This is a genomic window from Paenibacillus zanthoxyli JH29 (assembly GCF_000520715.1).
In the GTDB taxonomy this organism is placed as follows: Bacteria; Bacillota; Bacilli; order Paenibacillales; family Paenibacillaceae; genus Paenibacillus_AQ; species Paenibacillus_AQ zanthoxyli.
Genome location: NZ_ASSD01000650.1, coordinates 1 through 20,926, shown reverse-complemented (window position 1 = coordinate 20,926; position 20,926 = coordinate 1). Strand labels below are relative to the sequence as shown.

The 20,926-nt window shown below is 51.5% G+C and carries 15 protein-coding genes and 2 pseudogenes; 7 read left to right on the top strand and 10 right to left on the bottom strand.

What is annotated here, in order from left to right; translation table 11 throughout:
• The 4 genes and pseudogenes from L691_RS33195 to L691_RS0124730 form a co-directional block, all read left to right on the top strand.
• Window positions 1–224, top strand: a pseudogene (locus tag L691_RS33195) (GT4 family glycosyltransferase PelF); the annotation flags it as partial.
• The gene (pelG, locus tag L691_RS30885; protein WP_051459454.1) at window positions 200–3,307 is read left to right on the top strand and encodes an exopolysaccharide Pel transporter PelG; all 3,108 of its coding nucleotides are present in this window, start codon (window positions 200–202) and stop codon (window positions 3,305–3,307) included. The pseudogene L691_RS33195 and the gene pelG, both read left to right, overlap by 25 nt.
• A gap of 1 nt (window position 3,308) precedes the next feature.
• On the top strand, window positions 3,309–4,022 hold the full coding sequence (locus L691_RS0124735; RefSeq protein WP_025692913.1) for a polyphosphate polymerase domain-containing protein: 714 nt from the start codon (window positions 3,309–3,311) through the stop codon (window positions 4,020–4,022).
• Window positions 4,023–4,038: 16 nt separating this feature from the next.
• Entirely contained in the window at window positions 4,039–4,719 is a 681-nt protein-coding gene (locus tag L691_RS0124730) for a DUF4956 domain-containing protein (RefSeq protein ID WP_025692912.1), read from the top strand.
• 177 nt (window positions 4,720–4,896) lie between these two features.
• Here L691_RS0124730 and L691_RS0124725 read toward each other — a convergent pair whose 3' ends face one another.
• From L691_RS0124725 to L691_RS30125, 3 genes are all read right to left on the bottom strand, one after another.
• Complete coding sequence (locus L691_RS0124725; protein WP_025692911.1) at window positions 4,897–5,619, bottom strand: amino acid ABC transporter ATP-binding protein; 723 nt, start codon at window positions 5,617–5,619, stop codon at window positions 4,897–4,899.
• A complete protein-coding gene (locus L691_RS30130) occupies window positions 5,606–6,265 on the bottom strand; it encodes an amino acid ABC transporter permease (protein WP_036738195.1) in 660 nt (219 codons plus the stop codon). The genes L691_RS0124725 and L691_RS30130 overlap by 14 nt, the downstream gene beginning before the upstream one ends.
• A gap of 101 nt (window positions 6,266–6,366) precedes the next feature.
• Window positions 6,367–6,981, bottom strand: coding sequence for a transporter substrate-binding domain-containing protein (locus L691_RS30125; protein WP_269634890.1), 615 nt, complete (start codon window positions 6,979–6,981; stop codon window positions 6,367–6,369).
• A 265-nt stretch (window positions 6,982–7,246) separates the two neighbouring features.
• On the opposite strand from L691_RS30125, the gene L691_RS0124715 reads away from it, so the two are divergent.
• On the top strand, window positions 7,247–9,058 hold the full coding sequence (locus tag L691_RS0124715) for an alpha-glycosidase (RefSeq protein WP_025692910.1): 1,812 nt from the start codon (window positions 7,247–7,249) through the stop codon (window positions 9,056–9,058).
• Between the two features lie 223 nt (window positions 9,059–9,281).
• Here the strand turns inward: L691_RS0124715 and glgA are convergent, their stop codons facing one another.
• Together glgA and glgB are read right to left on the bottom strand one after the other, a co-directional pair.
• Window positions 9,282–10,712, bottom strand: coding sequence for a glycogen synthase GlgA (glgA, locus tag L691_RS0124710; RefSeq protein ID WP_025692909.1), 1,431 nt, complete (start codon window positions 10,710–10,712; stop codon window positions 9,282–9,284).
• A gap of 52 nt (window positions 10,713–10,764) precedes the next feature.
• Window positions 10,765–12,837, bottom strand: coding sequence for a 1,4-alpha-glucan branching protein GlgB (glgB, locus tag L691_RS0124705; RefSeq protein ID WP_084654461.1), 2,073 nt, complete (start codon window positions 12,835–12,837; stop codon window positions 10,765–10,767).
• Window positions 12,838–13,194: 357 nt separating this feature from the next.
• Between glgB and L691_RS0124700 the strand changes: the two genes are divergently transcribed.
• Window positions 13,195–14,424, top strand: a complete 1,230-nt coding sequence (locus tag L691_RS0124700; RefSeq protein ID WP_025692907.1) for a glucose-1-phosphate adenylyltransferase — start codon at window positions 13,195–13,197, stop codon at window positions 14,422–14,424.
• A 140-nt stretch (window positions 14,425–14,564) separates the two neighbouring features.
• Here L691_RS0124700 and L691_RS30880 read toward each other — a convergent pair whose 3' ends face one another.
• The 5 genes and pseudogenes from L691_RS30880 to L691_RS30110 all read right to left on the bottom strand — a co-directional run bounded on the left by L691_RS30880 (window position 14,565) and on the right by L691_RS30110 (window position 19,929).
• The gene (locus tag L691_RS30880; protein ID WP_051459453.1) at window positions 14,565–15,653 is read right to left on the bottom strand and encodes a GNAT family N-acetyltransferase; all 1,089 of its coding nucleotides are present in this window, start codon (window positions 15,651–15,653) and stop codon (window positions 14,565–14,567) included.
• Window positions 15,650–17,113 (bottom strand): sensor histidine kinase, encoded by a 1,464-nt coding sequence (locus L691_RS0124685; protein WP_025692906.1) that lies wholly within the window; start codon window positions 17,111–17,113, stop codon window positions 15,650–15,652. The genes L691_RS30880 and L691_RS0124685 overlap by 4 nt, the downstream gene beginning before the upstream one ends.
• Window positions 17,110–17,808, bottom strand: a complete 699-nt coding sequence (locus L691_RS0124680; protein ID WP_025692905.1) for a response regulator transcription factor — start codon at window positions 17,806–17,808, stop codon at window positions 17,110–17,112. The genes L691_RS0124685 and L691_RS0124680 overlap by 4 nt, the downstream gene beginning before the upstream one ends.
• Window positions 17,805–19,091, bottom strand: coding sequence for a hypothetical protein (locus tag L691_RS0124675; protein ID WP_025692904.1), 1,287 nt, complete (start codon window positions 19,089–19,091; stop codon window positions 17,805–17,807). The genes L691_RS0124680 and L691_RS0124675 overlap by 4 nt, the downstream gene beginning before the upstream one ends.
• Window positions 19,092–19,201: 110 nt before the next feature.
• A pseudogene (locus L691_RS30110) lies at window positions 19,202–19,929 on the bottom strand (phosphonate ABC transporter ATP-binding protein).
• A 330-nt stretch (window positions 19,930–20,259) separates the two neighbouring features.
• Here L691_RS30110 and L691_RS0124665 point away from each other — a divergent pair.
• On the top strand, window positions 20,260–20,926 hold a 667-nt coding region (locus L691_RS0124665; RefSeq protein ID WP_025692903.1), incomplete at its 3' end, for a hypothetical protein.

Sequence of the window (20,926 nt, the reverse complement as noted above, 5' to 3'; positions counted from 1 at the left end):
ACTACGGTCCCGCTGGCATTGTAGTTCCCGTCATGCATTACGATCAGATGGCATCCGCCATTATTCGGCTTGGCCGCAGCCGGGAGCTGCGGGAGCAAATGGGCCTCAGCGGTCTTAAACGGGCGGAGGCGCATTATACCAGAGAACAGTTCATCGAGGGCTACCGTGAATTTTATCTGAATTATGAGGAGGGGCGGTCATGGCCGGCATCGGCTTCGAGCTAAGAAAACTGCATAACCAGCACGGATTGCTTCGTCAGATTCGGGCATACGCCTACTCGTCCATGTCGACGGTCGGACCGATGATCCTCTGTATGGCAATGGTGGCCGGCATTCAGCGTCTGATGTCGGTATCCGGCGCGGCCTTTCTGGAACGGGAACTGTTCTTGACCACCATTGTGTATGCCTTCATCTTCTCTGTACTGGTCACCGGCGGCGTCTCGATGGTGCTGACCCGCTTCCTGTCGGATATGCTGTTCCAGAAGCAATACAAGCACGCCCTTTCCTCCTACTACGGCGCAGCTGCCGTATGTCTGCCTGCGGGTGCGGTGGCGGCGCTGGTGTTCCTAAAGGGCGTTGAAGCCGGATTCGCGTACAAGGCTGCCGCGTTTCTCCTGTTTATGGAGCTGATCCTTATCTGGCTGCAATCCGTTCACCTTACCGCGCTGAAGGATTACAAGCGCATCTTCCGCGGCTTTCTGTATGGCGCCTGCACCGCCGGACTGGGAGCCTGGGCCGTCAGCGAATATACACCCTATCAGACAGCCGCCGGAATGCTTGCCGCAGTGGATGCGGGCTTTTTCCTTGTGGTGCTGCTGACCAACCGGCACTTCGAGCAGGTGTTTCCCCCTCGGGATTCCCGCTTGTATTTTCACTTTCTGTCCTATTTCAGCAAATATCCTGCCTTATTCGGGATTGGCACATTCCTCTATGCGGGTGTATACACGCACAGCTTCGTGTACTGGTTCGGCCCGGAGAACAAAGAGGTAGCCGGCCGCTATCTCGTCTCTCCTTTTTATGATACGCCGGTCTTCTATGCCTACTTAAGCGTCATGCCGACACTCATTCTTTTCACAGTTGCCGTCGAGACCAACTTCTATGAGAAATTCAGAGGTTACTACGATTTGATTCGGCAGCGGGGAACATTTAAGGAAATATCGGAGGCCCGCCGGGAGATGCAGCGGACGCTGATCCGTGAACTGACGTTTCTCATGGAAACCCAGCTCATGTTTACGGTTATCAGTCTTGCGCTCGGCATCAAGCTTCTGCCCATGATCGGTTTCAGCATGAATCAGCTTGATGTGTATATCATCCTCTTGTTAGGCTACTATTTCTTCATCATTACATTTGTCATCTTGCTGCTTCTGCTCTATTACGATGACCGGAAAGGTGTTTTTATGATCAGCGGTGTCTTTGTGGTTCTGAATACCGGATTCAGCGTCCTCTCCATGCTGGGCGGCTATGACGGTTACGGTATGTTTGTCGCTTCCTTTATTGCCGTGCTGCTCGCGCTGGGACGGTTGATCATTTATGTCCGCAGCATTGATTACCATACCTTCTGCGCCCAGCCCATTAACCCTGTCAAGCGGGAACGCAGGCGTCTGTTCCGTCCGGGCTTAGCTTCCGTTACGCTTGCCGCTCTCGTCATTCTGCTGACAGGCTGCATGGACAGCAGCTTGGGCGAGAAGAGCGCCCCGAAGGTGACGGATTCCCCAATCGCCGAGCCGGTTACCCAGGATAAGCTGGCCGAGGACAAGCGTATCTATGAAAGGGACAATGATACCTTCGTGGATACCTTGTATTTAACCGTGCTTGAAGATGACAAAAAAGAAGACTCAGCCCCCCTAACCTGGTATGAGCTGAACCGGATTCGCAGCCGGATGGAGGAAGGCTCGCTGGCCGCCATCCTGCAGGAAGGCGCGGCCGATGGCAGCGGACCGGCCCCTGGCTCGTTTGGCTATTCATCCCAGGAAGCCAACGCCCATGTCTCACTTCGCGGGAGTTCAACGCGGTATGCTTCCCAGCGGTCTTACAAGATCAAGCTGAACGATCAAGCGGGACTATGGAATGATCAGCGTACGATTAACCTAAGCAAGCATGCCTACGACCCCTCGCGGCTGCGTAATAAACTCAGCTTCGATCTGTTCGAGACCATCCCGAATATTACAAGTCTGCGCACCCGCTTCGTGCATCTCTATGTGAAGGATCTGAGCGAAGACGGCGCGGCCAGTTCGAAGCCGTTCATCGATTATGGACTGTATACGCAGGTCGAGCAGCCCAACAAGCAATTTCTTAAGAATCACTGGCTTGACCCGTACGGACAGTTGTACAAAGCTACCATGTTCGAATTTTTCGAGTATCAAGATGAGCTTCGGCTGCAGGATGATCCGCTGTATGACAAGGCCAAGTTTGAAACCCGCCTGCAGATCAACGGCCGTGAGGATCACCGGAAGCTGTTGGACATGCTGAAGGATGTAAACAATCTGTCCATTCCGATCAATGAAGTGATAGACAAGCATTTTGACCTCGATAATTATCTGACCTGGATGGCCTCCAATATTTTAATGGACAACATGGATACGAATGTCCAGAATTTCCTGCTGTACTCCCCGCTCAACTCCGAAAAATGGTACTTCCTTCCATGGGACTATGACGGAGGATGGGAGCTGCAGCAGCATTCGACTAATAACATCACTTATAGCAGCGGCATCAGCAATTATTGGGCTTCCAAGCTGCATAACCGTTTCTTCCGCAGTATGGAAAATGTGAACCTGCTTAAGGACAGGATCGACGAGTTGTACCGGGACTATATCAACAACGATATCATTTCCAAAAGAGTCGCGTTGTACGCCCCCATCACGCAGCTGTACATAAGCAGGCAGCCCGACAAAGGCTTTTTTCCGGAGCCTATTTCCGATATCCCCAAGGATCTGGCAAGGATCAGTACCGTTCCCGAACGCTCCATGAAGCGGTTTATTGAAGATATCCAGAAGCCCAAGCCCTTTTTTCTGGATGATCTGCACCAGGAGGGAACAGCTTCCGTATTTCAGTGGGATGCCTCGTTCGATCTTCAAGGAGATACCCTGAAGTATGAATTTACTCTGGCCAGGGACCCGTTGTTTACAAAGGTGGTCAAGCGGTTAAGCACACCGGGTACTTCCGTGCGGCTCAGCGGCCTTTCGCCAGGAACGTACTACTGGAAGGTGACTGCGGGCGACGGCAAGGGACATTCGCAAATCGCATTTGATATTTATTTCGATGATGAAGGCACTCCCTACAACGGAGTCAGAGAGGTTAAGGTGAACTGACATGGAATTTATGGGCCGGCCTCTCAGGCATGAATTCAAATACTACCTGCATCCCCATGAATATCTATCCTTGCGTCAGCGCGTAGCGTCGCTGCTTCCGCTTGATCCGCACTCGCAGAACGCAGACGGCTACGGCATCCGGAGCCTGTACTTCGATAGTCCTGCGGATCATGCGCTGTACGATAAGACTAACGGAATTTTCGGACGCGAGAAGTTTCGAATCCGGATATACAATGCAAGCTCCAGCTCGATCAAGCTGGAGCGCAAGAGTAAATACGGGGATTATGTAAGTAAAGAGAGCGCTCCGCTAACCCGCTCCGAATATGAAAATATTGTACATGGGGATGCCTCCTCGATTGCGGATTCACCGCATTCTCTTATACGGGATTTATACAGGGCGCTTACTTACAAGGGCTTTCGTCCAGCGGCAATCGTCGATTACGTGCGTGAAGCCTATATATACGATTACGGGGATGTGCGGATTACATTCGACAAGAAGCTGTCCTCCGGCATCGGCAGTCTGGATCTGTTCGACCCCGGGCTGGCTTTTCGAGAAGCTCTGGATGATTCCACACGAACCATTCTGGAAATTAAATTCAACCGCTTCCTGCCCGAACCGGTGCGTCTTATCGCCACTCCGGCTGCGAGCGTCCGGTCCACAATATCCAAATATGTGATATGCAGGGAAGCCGCCAAACTTCATTTCAAACGATAAGGGGATAAGCCTCAAAATGGATGATACTTTAAATTTCCAGGATTTATTTAAAAAAAGCGTGCTGCACCTTGATGCCTTCCGGACCGTTTCTTACATCGATGTACTGCTCGGTCTCATCGCTTCATTCGGTGTGGGTCTGTTCATCTTTTACATTTACCGCAAAACCTTCCGGGGAGTCGTGTACAGCTACAACTATAATGCCGCCTTTGTGCTTATGTGCATGATTACAAGCATGATTATTATGACCATCAGCTCCAATATCGTGCTCTCACTCGGTATGGTTGGAGCGCTCAGTATTGTGCGTTTCCGTACCGCCGTCAAAGACCCGCTGGACATTGTATACATGTTCTGGTCGATCGCAGGAGGCATTGCAGCAGGAGCCAAGCTCTATCCTGTCGCGCTCATCGGCTCCCTCGCCATTGGACTCGTGCTGCTGTGGCTGTCCCGCCGCAAGGTCCGGGAGCAGCCTTACCTGCTGATAATCCGCCACTCGGAAGACGCCACCAAGGAGCTTCGGTTGCGGATGCGGAAAATTGAGCATACCCTGAGATCCAAGACGATCCGCAAGGACTTTGTGGAGCTTACGGTCGAACTTAGGCTCCGGGACAACAACACTTCGTTCGTCCATGACCTATCCTCTATCGAAGGCGTTATGGATGTTTCGCTGATTAACTACACCGGAGATTACGCCCAATAACAAGAAGAAACGGCTTCGCCGTCCTTTTAGGGACGGTACCGTTTCTCGTAGAAATATAAGACAAATGGATAAGCGCTCAGCTTATAAAATTCTTATATTTTTGAAAAAGCGCCAGAACAGCTGAAAGTAGCTGATTACTGGCGCTTCATTATTGTAATACGGCCTGGTGGCAAATGGTTACAAAACCTTGCTCAGGAAATCCTTCGTTCTGGCGTGCTTGGGGCTGCCGAACACCTCGGAGGGCGTTCCCTGCTCGACGATAAACCCGCCGTCCATGAACAGAATCCGGTCCCCTACCTCGCGGGCAAAGCCCATTTCGTGGGTAACGATGACCATGGTCATGCCCTGCTCTGCCAGCTTCTTCATGACCTCAAGCACCTCGCCTACCATCTCGGGGTCAAGCGCCGAGGTCGGCTCGTCGAACAGCATGACATGCGGCTGCATGGCAAGCGCTCGAGCGATGGCGGTCCGCTGCTTCTGCCCGCCCGAGAGCTGCGACGGGTAAGCATCCTTTTTATCTTCGAGACCGACGGTGCGCAGCAGGTCCATCGCTATTTTGTCCGCTTCCGCAGGAGACTGCTTCTTGACCTTGACCGGAGCCAGCGTAATGTTTTGCAGCACGGTCTTGTGGGGAAACAGATTGAACTGTTGGAAGACCATGCCCATTTTCTCACGAGTGGCATTGATATCATGCTTCCGGTCCGTAATGGACTGTCCTTCAAAGGTAATTTCCCCGCCTGTCGGCTGCTCCGGCAGATTCAGACAGCGCAAAAAGGTGCTTTTTCCCGAGCCGCTGGGACCGATGACGACAATCACTTCACCTTTTTGTATCGTAAGATCGATGCCTTTCAGAATTTCCAGCTTGCCAAATGCCTTTTGCAAGTTCTTAACGGTAATCACTGGCGCTCCATCTCCTTTCCAGTCGGCCAAGCACCTTGGATAATGTAAATGTAAGTATAAAATACATCAGAGCGATAACCAGCAGCGGAGTCAGCCCGTCATAGGTAATCGTGGTAATGGTTCTGGCTTGGAACAACAAATCCATCGCTCCAATCATGCCGACAATGGACGATTCTTTGATGATGGTAATGAACTCGTTGCCTATCGCCGGGAGCACATTCTTCAGCGCCTGCGGAAGAACAATATAACGCATGGTCATCGCCTGCGTCATCCCGAGTGAACGGGACGCTTCCGTCTGTCCCCGGTCCACGCCCTGTATACCCGCCCGGAATATTTCGGCAAGATAGGCTGAGCTGTTAATTGTAAGGGTAATGGCCCCCGACTGTATTGCGGTAAACTCAAGGCCGATTGAAGGAAGACCGTAGTGAATAATAAACAATTGCACAAGCATCGGCGTTCCGCGCAGAAATTCCACCCAGGCGGCGGCGATCCAGCGAAGCACTCTAAAGCTTGACATCCGCAGCAGGGCAACGACGATCCCGAGCACAAAGCCGCAGATCACTCCGATTACCGCGAGAAGCAGCGTGTATTGCAGTCCGGTCAGAAAAAAGCCGCGGTATTCATAGGCCATATTCAGTAAATTCATCCTACCCGCAAACCTCCTATCAACAAAAAAATAGAAAACGGCGGGTCACCGCCATTTTCTTCATTTGATTGCAAAGCAACTTTCCAACGTATCTTTAAAGCTTACTTGCTCTCGGCCAGCTCTGCCGCCTTGGATACAAACTCTTCAATTTTTCCAGCGGAGTTCAGCTCGCCCAGAGTCTTGTTGATCTGTGTCAGCAGCTCCGAGTTGCCCTTCTTGACCCCGATGACGTAACCGTCATCTTCGACTTCCGGCTTGGCATCGGTAATGACCAATCCCTTCACATTTTTTACGAAAGATTGGGCTACCGGCCCTTCCATAATGGATGCATCGACGCGGTTCGATTGCAGCTGGAGCACGATATCAGAAATTTTAGCGAGCGATGTCAGCTGCGCCCCCTCGATTCCTTTGGCGATACCTTCTTGAATGGACCCGGTCTGAATGCCGATCTTGGCGCCCTTCAGGGATTCCATCGTGCTAAATTTATCCTTATCGGCTTCACGGACCACAACGGCCTGCTCAGCTTTATAATAGACGTCGGACAGATCGATTTGCTTGGCTCTTTCCGGAGTCGGACTGAGACCCGAAATGACCATATCCACTCTTCCGCTGGACAGCTCGTTCAGCAGCGAGTCAAACGGCAGGTCCTTAATGACCAGCTCCGCGCCCATATCCGAAGCGATCTCCTTGGCAATATCAATGTCAAAACCGACGATCGTATCTTTACCCTATACCATCTTGTGGAATTCGTATGGCGGAAAGTCCGCGTATGAATATGCAAAGAGTATTTTGTTTACAATTTGCTAAGGCGTGTTCGCATCCTTTTTTTACGAAATAAGCAGGTCTCTACAGCGAGACAAAGCTTACTTTCTGAAACATTCAGAAAAATAGTTTATTATTATGTATTTAAGGGTATTAAATTAAGTATACCCACTCGAAAGAGGCGCAGTTGCGCTTCAATCATTTTTAGGAGGGGAAACCATGCTGCTGGAAGCTTTGTACCACGTTCCACGCGATAAATGGGCATATGCCTATGATATAGAATCCGTACATCTTCGGATGCGGACCAAACGGGATGACGCTGATACGGTATATGTCTTGACCGGCGACAAATACGCTTGGGATCGGACCTTCGAGGAAATCGCGATGGAAAAATCCGCTTCCGACGAACATTTCGATTATTGGGAAGCCTGTGCGCGGCCTAAACATAAACGGTTGTCCTATCTCTTTCGGATCGAATCAGGCGGCGAAACGGCATATATGTCCAGCAAAGGGATTATGCATGAGATGCCGCAGCCTCCGGGTAACAATTTCGAATTCCCGTATATACATGAAGTTGATTTGTTCAGGGTTCCGGAGTGGGCCAAAGAAGCGGTCTTCTATCAAATTATGCCGGACCGTTTCGCCAACGGAGACACGGCCAATGACCCGGAAGGAACTGAAGCCTGGGGCGGTGAACCGAAGGTCGACAACTTTTTCGGGGGCGATATCCAGGGCGTAATTGATCATCTCGACTACCTGCTGGACCTCGGCGTTAATGCGATTTATTTCACACCACTGTTCGTGTCCCCATCCAATCATAAATACGACATCATTGATTACAAAAAGGTAGATCCTCAATTCGGCGATAATGAGCAGCTCAAGACTTTGGTCGATCTCTGCCATGAGAAAGGCATACGCGTCATGCTTGATGCGGTGTTCAACCACTGCAGCAAAGAATTTCCTCCCTTTCAGGATGTCATGGAAAAAGGGGAAGATTCCAAATATGCCGATTGGTTCCACATTAATTCCTTCCCCATAGAGGTTGTGGACGGACCGACCTATGATACATTTGGATTTTTTGAGGCGATGCCCAAATTTAATACGGCCAATCCGGAAGTCAAATCCTATTTGCTGGACGTGGCGGAATACTGGATCAAGGAAGTTAAGCTGGACGGCTGGCGCCTCGACGTGGCCGACGAAATCGATCATCACTTCTGGCATGACTTCCGCAAGGTTGTGAAAAAAGCCAATCCGGACGCTTACATCGTAGGCGAGGTGTGGAGCGATTCTCTGGCTTGGCTGCTCGGTGACCAGTTCGATTCGGTCATGAACTATCCGTTCTCGGGAACTGTACTGGAATTCTTTAACGGCGGAATGGACAGCTACACCTTCTCTAATAAAATAGGCGGTCTGCTCATGCGTTACCCCAAACAGTGCAATGAGGTCAGCTTTAACCTTCTGTGCAGTCACGACACCCCACGTCTGCTTAACGCTCTGGGGGAAGACAAGCGGAAAATGAAGCTCGCCGCCGCCTTCTTATTCACCTTCATTGGTACGCCATGTATATACTACGGCGATGAAATCGGGCTGTCCGGGGAAGGCGATCCCGATTGCCGCAAATGTATGGAATGGGACCCAGCCAAACAGGACCTTGAGCTTCGCGATTTCTATAAAATGATGATTTCACTCCGCAAGGAGAACCCGGCGCTGCGAGGCGGAAGTTACCGGATTCTAGGGGCCTGCAAGGATGATCCCTGCATTATTTATGAACGGATGGACAGCGAGACCCATTTTATCATCTGGATGAACAATTCACCCGAACCCCGCAGCTTAAGTCATGCGATAGAAACCGAAGATTGGACCGATGCGCTCTCCGGCGACGAGGTAAGGCCCGATGAAGGGATCATGCACATCTCCCTAGAACCGTATGGTTTCCGCATCTTATCCCGCCGTCTTGACTGGAAGACGCCTCCGTTCGTCCAGAACACGTCTGGCAATGCGTCAACGGAGCACTCTCCCGTACACCGGTAACCGTTCAAGCCGGCGGCTGCAAAGTTAGGGCTGACCCAAGTACCGGTTTCTTCCATAAAAAAGGCAGCTTCTCCAGCACTTGTGCGCTCGTGAGCAAGCTGCCTTTTCTTTAAAATATAAGCATTTATATGTTTCGCACTTATAAATGACCTTATATTTCTACGAGAAACGTACTTGCGTCCTTTAAGGACGCCGTCAGGCGTTTCTTCTTGTTTAGCGAATATTATACAGTCTCCGTAATCTTCTCATAGATATCGATGTACTCCTCCGCTGATACATCCCAGCTGTAATCCCCCTTAAAAGCGTTGCGGGTCAAGCGTTTCCAATGCTCGGGCTTGTTATAGAAGGATATCCCCCGGCGCAGGGTGTTCATCATATCATGAGCGTTATAATTGGTAAAGGTGAAGCCGTTCCCTTCCCCCGTTTCCTCGTTATAGGAGTGAACGGTATCGTTCAGCCCCCCTGTTTCCCTGACAACCGGTATACTGCCATACTGCAGGGCCAGCAGTTGGCTGATTCCGCACGGTTCGAACATCGACGGCATCAGGAACAAATCGCTTGCGGCATAGATTTTACGCGACAGCTCATCGCTGAACCGGATCTGCGCAGACAGCTTGGTCGGATAGCGCCATGCGGCTTCGCGGAACCAGCGCTCGTATACTTCATCCCCCGTTCCAAGAACGACAAACTGGACGGTGTCAAAATACAGAATTTCATCCAGCACCCGGGTCACCAGGTCAAGCCCCTTCGAATCAACCAGGCGGGTGACCATGCCTACAAGCGGAATATGCGGCGCTATCGGGAGGCCCAATTCCTGCTGCAAGCCGACTTTGTTCTCAGTCTTCTTGTTCAGATTATTCTTGTATTTTGTAAAGATTTTCGAGTCGGTTGCCGGATTATAGGCCTTCGTATCAATGCCATTGACAATACCGCTTAAATGATCGGCGCGGGCATTCAGGAGGCCGTCCAGACCGTAACCAAAGTGAGGCGTTCTGATTTCCTGTGCATAGGTCGGACTGACCGTCGTCACATGATCGCTGAACACGATGCCGCCTTTAAGGAAATTAACATTGCCGTAGTATTCCACCCCGGGAAAAAAGCTGCCGTCCAGGCCGAGCAAATCGCCCAGAACCTCATAGGGAAACACGCCCTGGTACAGCAGATTATGTATGGTGAATACGGTACGGATATTGCTGTAAAACGGATTGCTCTGGTAATGCCCTTTCAGAAGCAGGGGGATGACGGCAGCATGCCAATCATGGCAGTGCAGCACATCCGGCTGGAAATCAATCGCCGGGAGTACTTCCAGTACGGCCCTATTGTAAAAAGCGAACCGTTCCGCGTCATCCAGATATCCGTATATGCCGTCACGGCCGAAGTAGTATTCATTGTCTATAAAATAGACCGGCACCCCTTCATAATCCAGCCGCTCAATTCCGCAGTATTGATTCCGCCAGCCTACAGGCACCTCGATTATCTTGACAGGCTCCATTTGCGAGCGGTATTTCTCGGGAATCCCCCGGTACTTCGGCATAATGACTCTTACGTCCACTCCGGCTTCCTTCAGCGCTTTCGGCAGCGCACCGATTACGTCGGCAAGACCTCCCGTTTTGATAAACGGGTGGCCTTCCGCAGCAGCAAACAGCACTTTCATTCCCTTTTTCCTCCTCTTGTGTAACGGACTGTTAAATAGAGTGATTGATTTCTTACGGGATATCGTCGCTTTTCGTTTTGCGTTTGCGCGGAGCTGCTTTTTTGACCGGAGTGTCCGACTGTAAAGGCTTGTCTGCCGGTTTATCTTCACTCTTGGCTTTGGCGCGCGTCGTTCTAGCTTTTCCTTTTGGAGCTTCCTCTAGTACGGCTGGATCATCCCCCTTCACCTTCCGTCCGCTCTTTTTTAGCACCACCATGCTGAGCGGCGCCAGGGTTAATTCAAGACTTTGGAGCTGATTATGCAATTCTTGTTTCTGTGTCTTCAAAGCGCCTGGCGACGCTCCAGAGCCGCCGAATTCGGGTCTTTCCGTACTGAACACCTCTTCATAGGTTCCCGCTTTCGGAACGCCAATACGGTAATTCGGCCGCTCTACCGGCTGGAAATTGATGACGACAATCAGCTGGTCGCCGGCTTTTTTCCCTTTGCGAATATAAGCAATGACACTTTGCCAGTTGTCGTCCGCACTGATCCATTCATACCCATCAAAGCTGTGATCAAGCTCCCAGAGCGCTTTCTCCTCAAGGTAGAACTTATTGAGCGCAGCCGTGTAGGCCAGCATTTTCCGATGGCTCTCGTAATCGAGCAGCAGCCAGTCGAGCTCCTCCTGATCCTTCCATTCAATGAACTGGCCGAATTCGCCGCCCATGAACAGCAGCTTTTTGCCGGGGCTTGTCATCTGATAACCCAGCAGCAGCCGAAGGCCCGCGAACTTCTGCTCATAGGAACCAGGCATTTTGTTCAGCAGCGATCTCTTGCCGTGCACTACCTCGTCATGGGAAAGCGGCAGCGTATAATTCTCCGAATAGGCGTAGGCAATCGGGAATGTCAGTAAATTATGGTGATAGGGGCGGGCATCAAACTCCTTCTCCACGTATGCAAGCGTATCGTTCATCCAGCCCATATTCCATTTGTAATTGAAACCAAGCCCGCCGTCATGTACGGGGGCGGTTACGAGCGGCCAGGCGCTGGATTCCTCCGCCATCATCAAGGCATGCGGGTAGTTCTGAAACACGAGAGTGTTCAATTTTTGCAAAAAGGCGATGGCCTCAAGATTCTCAAACCCGCCGTTGACATTCCGTCTAAACTGATGCTCCTGCTTCTCAAAATCAAGGCGCAGCATACTTGTAACCGCATCCACACGCATGCCGTCGATATGGTATACGTCATACCAGAACAAGGCGTTGGAAGTAAGGAATGAAAGGACCTCCGGTCTGCCGAAGTCAAAAGAAAGCGTTCCCCACCCCGGCTTCTCCGCCAGCATCGGATCGCTGTACTCGTAGCATGACGAGCCGTCGAACAAGCGCAGGCCCGGATCGTCCTTGGCAAAATGGGCAGGCACCCAATCGAGAATAACGCCGATGTTCGCCTGATGCAGACGGTCGATCAGGTACATCAGCTCCTTCGGCTCTCCGTACCGGCTTGTTGCGGCAAAATAGCCCGTTCCCTGGTACCCCCAGGAAAGATCGTACGGATGCTCCGCCAGCGGCATGAATTCCACATGCGTATAGCCCAATTCCTGCAAATAGGGAATCAGCAGGTCAGCCATTTCCGTGTAGCTGTACAGCTCTCCGCCTTCCTTGTTATGAATATTCTCCTTCTGTCTCCATGTGCCCATGTGCATTTCGTAAATATTGAGGGGCTTATTGTAGGAACCTTTATTCTTGCGCCGCCAGGCCGCATCGCCCCAGTGGTAGCCCTCAATATCGGCCACAACCGACGCGGTTGCCGGACGAACTTCGGCCTGGAACCCATAAGGGTCCGCTTTCAAAAAGCTCGAGCCGTCCTGGCCGATAATTCTGTATTTGTAAAATGTTCCCCCGGCAATTTCCGGGAAAAAACGAGTCCAAATCCCCGAATCGGGTATCTTATATAACGAGTCTTCCTCACGGCTTCCATCCCAGCCGTTTCGATCGCAAGCCAATCCTACATATGTTGCATGGGGCGCCCACACGGAAAAACGAACGCCGGGAACTCCTTCTTCTACGGAGAGATGCGCTCCGAGCATGCGATAACTACGGTAATGGGTACCTTCGTGAAACAAGTAAATATCCTCCGGGGACGGCATGTTTACTGCTGTTGGTCGCTCAGCCAATTGAATACCACCTTTTGTAGGAATGATTTAAGGTTTCCGGGGTCCCTGCAAAGTACCTGAACATACTCCGAATGCAAAGCCGCACTTTGTAGGAATAGTAATATATACAGGATACACCTAATACATTACCCCAATTTCATTCGTTTGAACATTAATTGGTGCAGGCAAGAAGTGAAAAAGAAATGAAGACCTCAGCCTTTTTTATGTAATTTTCCTTAAGACTTTGTAATATATTTCACTTAGCTTCATTGTTCACGTTTCAGACGTCTGCCGGTCAGGTTATATAACACGTATTGTTTTGACAAAACACATTTTTGGAGGGGTAAACGAATGGGTAAAAAAGATTGCATCGCCATGCTATTAGCAGGCGGGGAAGGGCGCAGACTTGCTCCACTTACATCCAGTATGGCCAAACCGGCCGTCCCTTTCGGAGGACATTTCAGAATTATTGACTTTCCCCTCAGCAATTGTGTGAACTCGGGTATTGATACGATCGGCGTACTGACGCAATATGAAGCCGGTTCCCTTCACAGCCATATCGGTACGGGAGAGCCTTGGGGGCTCCGCACGGAACAACGCAAAGGCGTAACACTGCTGCCCTCCGGCAGTGAAGGAAGAGACAGCTATACGGGTACGGCAGATGCTATTTATAAAAATATTCCATACATCGATAATCTTAATGCAGAAAATGTGCTTATTTTGTCCGGAGACCATATTTACCATATGGATTACCGGCAAATGCTTGATTATCATCTTGCAAAAAACGCAGAAACGACCATTTCCGTCATGGAAGTTCCATGGGATGAAGCCGGGCGCTTTGGTGTCATGAATGTTGACGATGATCTGAAAATCACGAGTTTTGTCGAGAAGCCCAAGCAACCGGAAAGCAATCTGGCTTCAATGGGTATTTATATCTTCCGCTGGGACTTTCTTAAGGCTCACCTGCTTAAAGACGCGGCGAACAAAAATTCCAGCCATGATTTCGGCAAGGATGTAATTCCCGCCATGCTTCGGAGCGAAGATCCCCTATTCGCATTCCGTTTTAAAGGCTACTGGCGTGACGTGGGCACGGTGGAAAGCCTGTGGGAAGCTCATATGGATCTCCTGCAACGAGACAATGGCTGGAAATTTAACAATGCGAATTGGCCTATGTACAGCCGCTCTCAAGTATCCAAACCAACGGTCATCCGGGCAAAAGGTCCATCCTTAGATGCGGAATGCCTGGTTAGCGAGCATGCCTTCGTGGAAGGCAGCATCCAACGTTCGGTTATTTTCGACAATGTTGAAATCGGCAAAACCGCTGCCGTCAAGAACAGCGTGATTATGCCCGGCGCCCGCATCAGCAAAAATGTATACATCGAAAACGCGATTATTGGAGAAGATGCTCTAATCAGAGAAGGGGCTGTTGTCAAGGGAAGCATGGATCGCATCGCGGTGGTCGGACCACGCGAGACGATTGTCCCCAAACCGCTTATCCTTACCCAGCCTTCCCGGCTGCTACAGGATGTATACGAGAAGGCCGGTACCGGAAGACTTCGGGCCGGGGGTCTGCTCTCGTAAGAACCAGCATCAAACAGGGTTGTTTCTACAGGTAAAGCCTGTGAAACAACCCTTTTTTTGAATTTATCACGTTGCAAAAAAAGCTGCCGCTACTGAAGGATTCGGCGACATCCTTTGGAATCCCGGGGTTATGTAGTACATTATATAATGTTGTGTCTTATTTCATTCCACTCTCTGTCCAGCATAGCCATCTCGATTAAGTTCGCGTAGCGGTCACTGAAACGGGCCGCTTCGAGATGCTCGCCTTCCCGGCGGAATCCGAGAGCTTCATAAGCACGAATCGCGGAAGTGTTGAAATCAAAGACGCCGAGCCCAAGCCTATGCAGGTCCAATGATTCAAATCCGATGCGCATCGCTTCGCCGATCATCCGGCGCACAAAGCCTTTGCCCCGGTATTCCGGATCAAGTATGACCCTGGTAATTCGGGCCGAACCGTTGTCCCGGTCAATGCGGGCCAAACTGAGATGCCCGATAACGGTATCCGTTGCCATATGCACGGCGCTATAGACCATCTGTTCGGACTCAGCGGGATGGTTGGCGCCGTCGAGATATTTTCTCAGCTCATCATCCTGAACCGGAAAGTGGAGCGAAGGCCCCGCCCACTGCTTGAGGAAATCCGCCGAGACGCTCCAGCGTTTCAGATATTCGAAGTCCGCTGCATCAAAATACTGCAACCGAATCGCATCTTTATCGCCTGAAGTCTCCATTTTCTCATACAGATTGACAAGCCGCCCGCCGCCAACATCATTGGTGCCCATATAACGGAACCCCTGGCTCTGATAATACCGGTTCAGCTTTACATTATCCGCGATCGTGTCAAGACGAAGCCCGCTGCGCCCGGAGGCTTTGGCCGTATCGGCGGCGAACTTCAGCAGCTTGCCGCCCAGCCCCGCCCCGCGGAAAGGCATCGCCACTGCCAGCCTGTGCAGATAGGCATAGGACTCGTCATTTCGCCGTCCCCAATACCGGGGGTCCCCAAACTGCAAGGTGAACACACCGGCAGCCTCGCCGTCTTGCATAGCGATATAGACCTCACGCTCGTTAAAGTAATTCAGGATTTCCCCTTCCTTGAACTGCTCCGGTTTCCACTGTGTCAGGCCGTTATCGCGCATCCACTGCGCCGCTTCCCGCAGCAGCTTCAGAACCTCTTCGGCCATTCTGGAATCTGCACGGATCACGGTCAGGCTGCCAAGGGAAGTATGGATATCTCCAGTAATCGGCAAACTCATGCCTTGCCCTCCTCCCGATCATGATTTTCCTCCGGCAAGGGGAGGCTTTCTTGCCCTATCGTCTCCACTGCCGGAGATGGCTCCGCAAGCTGCAGGAACACCGTAACCCGAGTGCCTTTGCCAAGCTCGCTGTCAATTTTCATCGTTCCGCCATGAAGCTCCACCAGCTGCTGTGAAATAGCCAGACCAAGCCCGGTGCCGCCATTAAGCGAATCCACCTGGAAGAAGCGGTCCTTTACCCGGTTCAAGTGATCCTGGCTGATGCCGATCCCGCTGTCCTGAACCACGATTTCGGCCCCTTCATCGTCAGCACGGCGCGCAGAAAGCATTATACTAGAGCCTTCATGCGAGAATTTCACCGCATTGTCTGTCAAATTCAGGAACACCTGCTTTAGCCGATTGCCGTCGCCTCTGACATAAATGCCTTCTTCGGCTTCCAGCACAAGCCTAATGCTCTTTTTCTCGGCTTTGGCCCACAGATTCAGAATAATTTCCTGCAACAGCTCTTTTACAGCTACGGTGCCGATAGAAAGCTTCATTTCATTCTGATGCAGCTTGGAGAAGTCGAGAATCTCCTCAACGAGTCCGATCAGCCGGTCGCTCTCCTTGGAAATAATGCTCATGCCAAGCTTTGTTTCCTCCGGATCATAGCCGCCGGAGACCAGCGTCTCACTCCAGCCCTTGATGCTGGTCAGCGGCGTTCTAAGTTCATGCGAAATGGAGGAGATAAAATCATCCTTGATCTGGTTGCTCCGCACAATCTCCTCGGCCAAGTAATTCAGGGTAGAGGCAAGCTCCCCGATCTCGTAAAGATAATCTCCCTTGATACGCACATTGAATTTGCCTCTGGCCATTTGCGCGGATACTGCCGTAATATTGTTCAGCGGCTGGATAATGGAATTGGCCAGTCCGAAGCTGAAAGCCGCGACGACGGCAAGAACGGCTATGCCAACGGCAACCGAGATAAGAGTGACGTTAAACAAATCGGCGTTCACTCCTTCAACAGAGGTCACATAGCGCAGTACATAAGCGTCGCGGCCGTGGATTTGCAGCACTTTGGAGACGGCCATAACGTTTTCGTTGGTTCCCGGCTGTCTGCCGACCCACCGTCCGATTCCGCCGCCGACCGCCTCCGGAACATCGCTCGTTGTAATCGTCCGGTCAGGCTGAAAGCCCGTCGAGCTTGTGATCATATCGCCTTTCAGCGTAAGCACTTGAAGCTCCGTGTCCTTTAGTTCGAAGCTGCGCAGCAGCTCCTGCAGGGAGATCGGAGAGTCCCTAATAGTGACCCGATAAAAATATTCCGCCTGGTTGATTTGTGTCGTAATCCGGGTATAGATGCTGTCATAGTAATACGTCCGAATTACGATTAGAAAAATGACTTCCACGAGGAGAAGCGCCAAAAAAACTACAAGAATGTAGTGTAAAACAATCTGCCTGCGCATCCCCTTCTTGATCATTGTCCCTGACCTTTCCACTTATAACCGTGCCCCCATACTGTTTGCAGATATTCGGGCTCCGATGGATTATTTTCGATTTTTTGACGCAGTCTGCGGATGTTGACGTCTACGATCTTCGGGTCGCCCATGTACTCCTTGCCCCACACATGATCAAGAAGAACGTCCCGGCTCAGCGGTGTATTCTCTTTTTCAAGGAAAAACTGCACCAGCGAAAATTCGGTCGGCGTAAGTTCAATAGGGTCCCCGCTGCGCTTGAATTGCTTGGAAATGAGATCGAGTGTAAACGGCCCGGAGTGGAAAGATACCTTGGCGGACTGTTCCCGGTGCACATTCACTCTCCGGAGAAGCGATTGGATGCGGGCGATCAGCTCTGTTGGGCTAAAAGGCTTGCTGACATGATCGTCGGCGCCCACGGACAACGCATATACCTTATCCTGCTCCTGCACCTTGGCCGTCAGAAAAATGATGCCGATCCGTTCATTCGTCTCACGGATTCGTCTGCACACTTCGAAACCGTCAATACCCGGCACCATCACGTCAAGCAGCGCGATATCAATATCGGGTACCGTATTCAGCTTGGCGAGAGCTTCATTGCCGTCGCCCGCTTCCAGCACCTCAAACCCGTTGCGTTTCAAGTTGATGACAATAAAACTGCGGATGGATTCTTCATCCTCAAGTATAAGCACCTTACTCAATTGATTCCCTTCCTCTCTGCGGGAACCGTAGTGTTCCCTTTCTTTATTCCGTCTGCATTCTGCTCCAGCTTACCCCGATATCCGATGATTGTGTCCGCATCCTGGCCCCAAAGCTCCCAGCCGTCCCCTTTTACCCGATTCCACTCCTCCGTGGAGAAAAAGGAAATTTCGGCAACCGTCTCGCCAGTGTCGGACATAATAAATTTGAGATATCGATTTTGCACGGATTTCGTATCAACCGTAACCTTGCCATGCCATGCCGGGGGAAAATTCAGTGTAAACCGGTCCGATGGATCACGGTACTGCTGCAGTGCGAAGACCAGCCCTTCCTTTCCATCCCATTTATAGTAAGAATAGAACCAGGGGACGGCATCCGCCTCGAAGTTCTCCCAGCCGGACGGTCTTTCCATCAGGCCGATTTCGATGATGCCGTCTCCGTCGATGTCCCCGCTTGAAATCCGGCGGTCCTTGAAGGTACTGTCGTCTCCGGAAAGAACGACGCGGAAACGGTCATTCTCCATAACGACCATATAGCTGTAGGCGGAATGCGAATTGACTGCCGCGTCGAGAACGATACCTTCTTTGCCTTTCGCCACCTTGCCGACAGCCACGTTGTAGTAGTTATTAATGTAAGGATCGAGATTCTCCAGCCGGTCAAGCTCCTTGAACCCGCCGTTGTACTGATAAGTCGTCAATGTGGAGGATTCGTTCCGCTTGAGCGAAACAACCGTTATGTCATCTATCCCGTCTCCGTTCAAATCATCAATCACATATTTGGTGTAGGGGAGCGTCAGCATCTCTTCCAGCGAAGCACCCGAATAGCTGTACACGACCAGACCTTTCTGCAGCCCTTCTTCTCCCCGGGAATAGCCGCAAATGATTTCCGGTATGCCGTCACCCGTCAAGTCCCTGATTTCGACCGACTCAAGCACGGTGCCGGCGCCGTCAAAGGTCAGCTTCTTGACCCAGGAGCCGCTCTGCTTCTCCAGAATCAGACCGTGAATCTCCACCGTCTCGCCCGGCGTTTCATAGAAGACCAGTGTTTCCGGAACTCCGTCCCCGTTGAGATCCTCTGTACGGATGGAGCTGTCGTCGTCGTTGTTCGGACGAATCAGCTTCAGTGTGCTTATGGCGGCCATCAGCGTCGCCTTATCCTCTGAAAGCCTTGGCGACTTCATCCTGGATACAGGGTCGCTGATAAAGCTGCACCCCGATAGCAGTGAGAGCGCCAAGATCCCGGCGCCAATCCGCCGTAAAGCCGGAATGGTGAAGGTGCGGCGCAAGTCCGAAACACCGGCTGAGGAACACCGCGAACGAGAACGAGGGCGCCGCAGACTTTGTATTATCAACTGGATCACTCATTTCATTCATCAGAATTCTATAATTTTCGGCCCTATAACAATCCGGCCCGCTCCTGCGAGGTAAGACGGCGGCCGGTAACATCATGCTTGATGATTCCGTTGTTCAGCACCCAAAGGCGCGTAGCGTAGCGCTCGGCAAGCTCAAGCGGCATGACGGCAATAACCGTAAGGCCGTTCTCCTTGCATAGTTCCCGCAGCGTCTCCATAATGTTCTGCGCCGACTTCGGGTCAAGCCCCGTCACCGGCTCATGGCAAGAATGACCTTGGCTCCGTGGACGAGCGCCCGGGCGATGGCAACGCGCTGGCGCTCCCCGCCGCTGAGCTGGCCTGTCTGCATCTTGGCCTTGTCCAGCAGGCCGATCCGCTCCAGTTCGTCCATGGCTCCCATGTAATCGTCGGAACGCACCATTCCTGTCAGTCTCCGCCATAGAGGGGTCTGGGCTGATTGGCCAATCAGCACGTTCTTTAAAGCGGTGCGGGTTGGATTCAGCTGAGCATTCTGCTCCAGGAACGCCCATTCGCGGCGAATTTTCGCTCTACCGCCAAGGCCGCCCTTTAGAATATCGGTGCCGTTCACCCGGAAATTTCCTTTATCCCACTTGTCGCGCAGAGCCAAGCACCGCAGCAGCGTCGTCTTGCCGCTCCCGCTTGCGCCGAGCAGTCCGATCAGTTCTCCGGATTCCATTCGAAAGCCTATGTCTCTCAGTACCGGCGTCTGCTCCGGTCCGAGCGTCTTGGCTAAATGCTCCACGATAATCATGAATCAGTCTCTCCTGTCCGCCAGTTCTACTTCATAATATAGTGTACTTGAAAAGCAAGAACAAATTCCATGCGATCACTCGTTCCCTTATCTTAACTCAAAAATCGCATTTTGGCGAGAATAATAACCCACGCATCAAAGCAAAGGAGCCGATATGCCGATATATAGTACAGCTCCATTAAGGACGTTTAGCAGAGAATTGCTGTCAAGGCACGGATGATATTCTCCTGATATTTCTAGTATAATAAGAAACAACATTATAGTGGACAACCCCAAACCAAACAAGAGATAATCAGAAGTGAGTGATTTTCTGGGAGGACTGCATGTTTCATGGACTATGAATTGAAAATTGACGTGTCGCCCGTATATGAACTGGTGGACAGTTTCATGCTATATGTAACGCGAAAATGGATTTCCAATCTGGATATCGGACCCGAATGGGTGCGCGACATCGACGGGCGGATTCCCCCTCAAAAGGTGTCGGCGCTGCTGCAGGCCGCGGAATGGCCGTTCGAAGACTACGACGTTCTGTACTGCTGGGCTTACACCCACGGTCCGTCTGCCAAAGTGCAGCTGTTCCTTGAAGATATGGAATCGGCTACCGTGGAGGAGTGGTTTGAACTCGCGGCCCCCTACGTTCCCGGATTCACGCTGGAAGAGTGCCGCCGAATCAAAGATGGCTATGGACCGCTGCTGCGGCTCTGGCATGAGCAGTACTTCCGGTATGTCGAGCCCAAGATGCTTCCTCTGCTTATAGAAGATGCTTCCGAGAAAAAGCTGCTGCAGAATAAGATGGAACCTGGAGCGCTGATCGAGTATGCCTCGGGCGGAATTGTGATCGAGGACATCCCCGAGTTGGAGACGATCGTGCTTCTGCCGACGGTGCATCACCGGCCGATCAACACGTACTGTTTTTATAAAAAGCTGATGCTTGTACAGTATCCCGTTGACGTCCCGGTAGACAATGAAGATGAGCCGCCCACCCTGCTCCTCCGGA

Bases quoted from the DNA above. Each gene is read 5' to 3' on its own strand.
- pelG (WP_051459454.1), top strand. From the start codon at position 200: ATGGCCGGCATCGGCTTCGAGCTAAGAAAACTGCATAACCAGCACGGA.
- L691_RS0124735 (WP_025692913.1), top strand. From the start codon at position 3,309: ATGGAATTTATGGGCCGGCCTCTCAGGCATGAATTCAAATACTACCTG.
- L691_RS0124730 (WP_025692912.1), top strand. From the start codon at position 4,039: ATGGATGATACTTTAAATTTCCAGGATTTATTTAAAAAAAGCGTGCTG.
- L691_RS30130 (WP_036738195.1), bottom strand. From the start codon at position 6,265: ATGAATTTACTGAATATGGCCTATGAATACCGCGGCTTTTTTCTGACC.
- L691_RS0124715 (WP_025692910.1), top strand. From the start codon at position 7,247: ATGCTGCTGGAAGCTTTGTACCACGTTCCACGCGATAAATGGGCATAT.
- glgA (WP_025692909.1), bottom strand. From the start codon at position 10,712: ATGAAAGTGCTGTTTGCTGCTGCGGAAGGCCACCCGTTTATCAAAACG.
- glgB (WP_084654461.1), bottom strand. From the start codon at position 12,837: ATGCCGTCCCCGGAGGATATTTACTTGTTTCACGAAGGTACCCATTAC.
- L691_RS0124700 (WP_025692907.1), top strand. From the start codon at position 13,195: ATGGGTAAAAAAGATTGCATCGCCATGCTATTAGCAGGCGGGGAAGGG.
- L691_RS30880 (WP_051459453.1), bottom strand. From the start codon at position 15,653: ATGAGTTTGCCGATTACTGGAGATATCCATACTTCCCTTGGCAGCCTG.
- L691_RS0124685 (WP_025692906.1), bottom strand. From the start codon at position 17,113: ATGATCAAGAAGGGGATGCGCAGGCAGATTGTTTTACACTACATTCTT.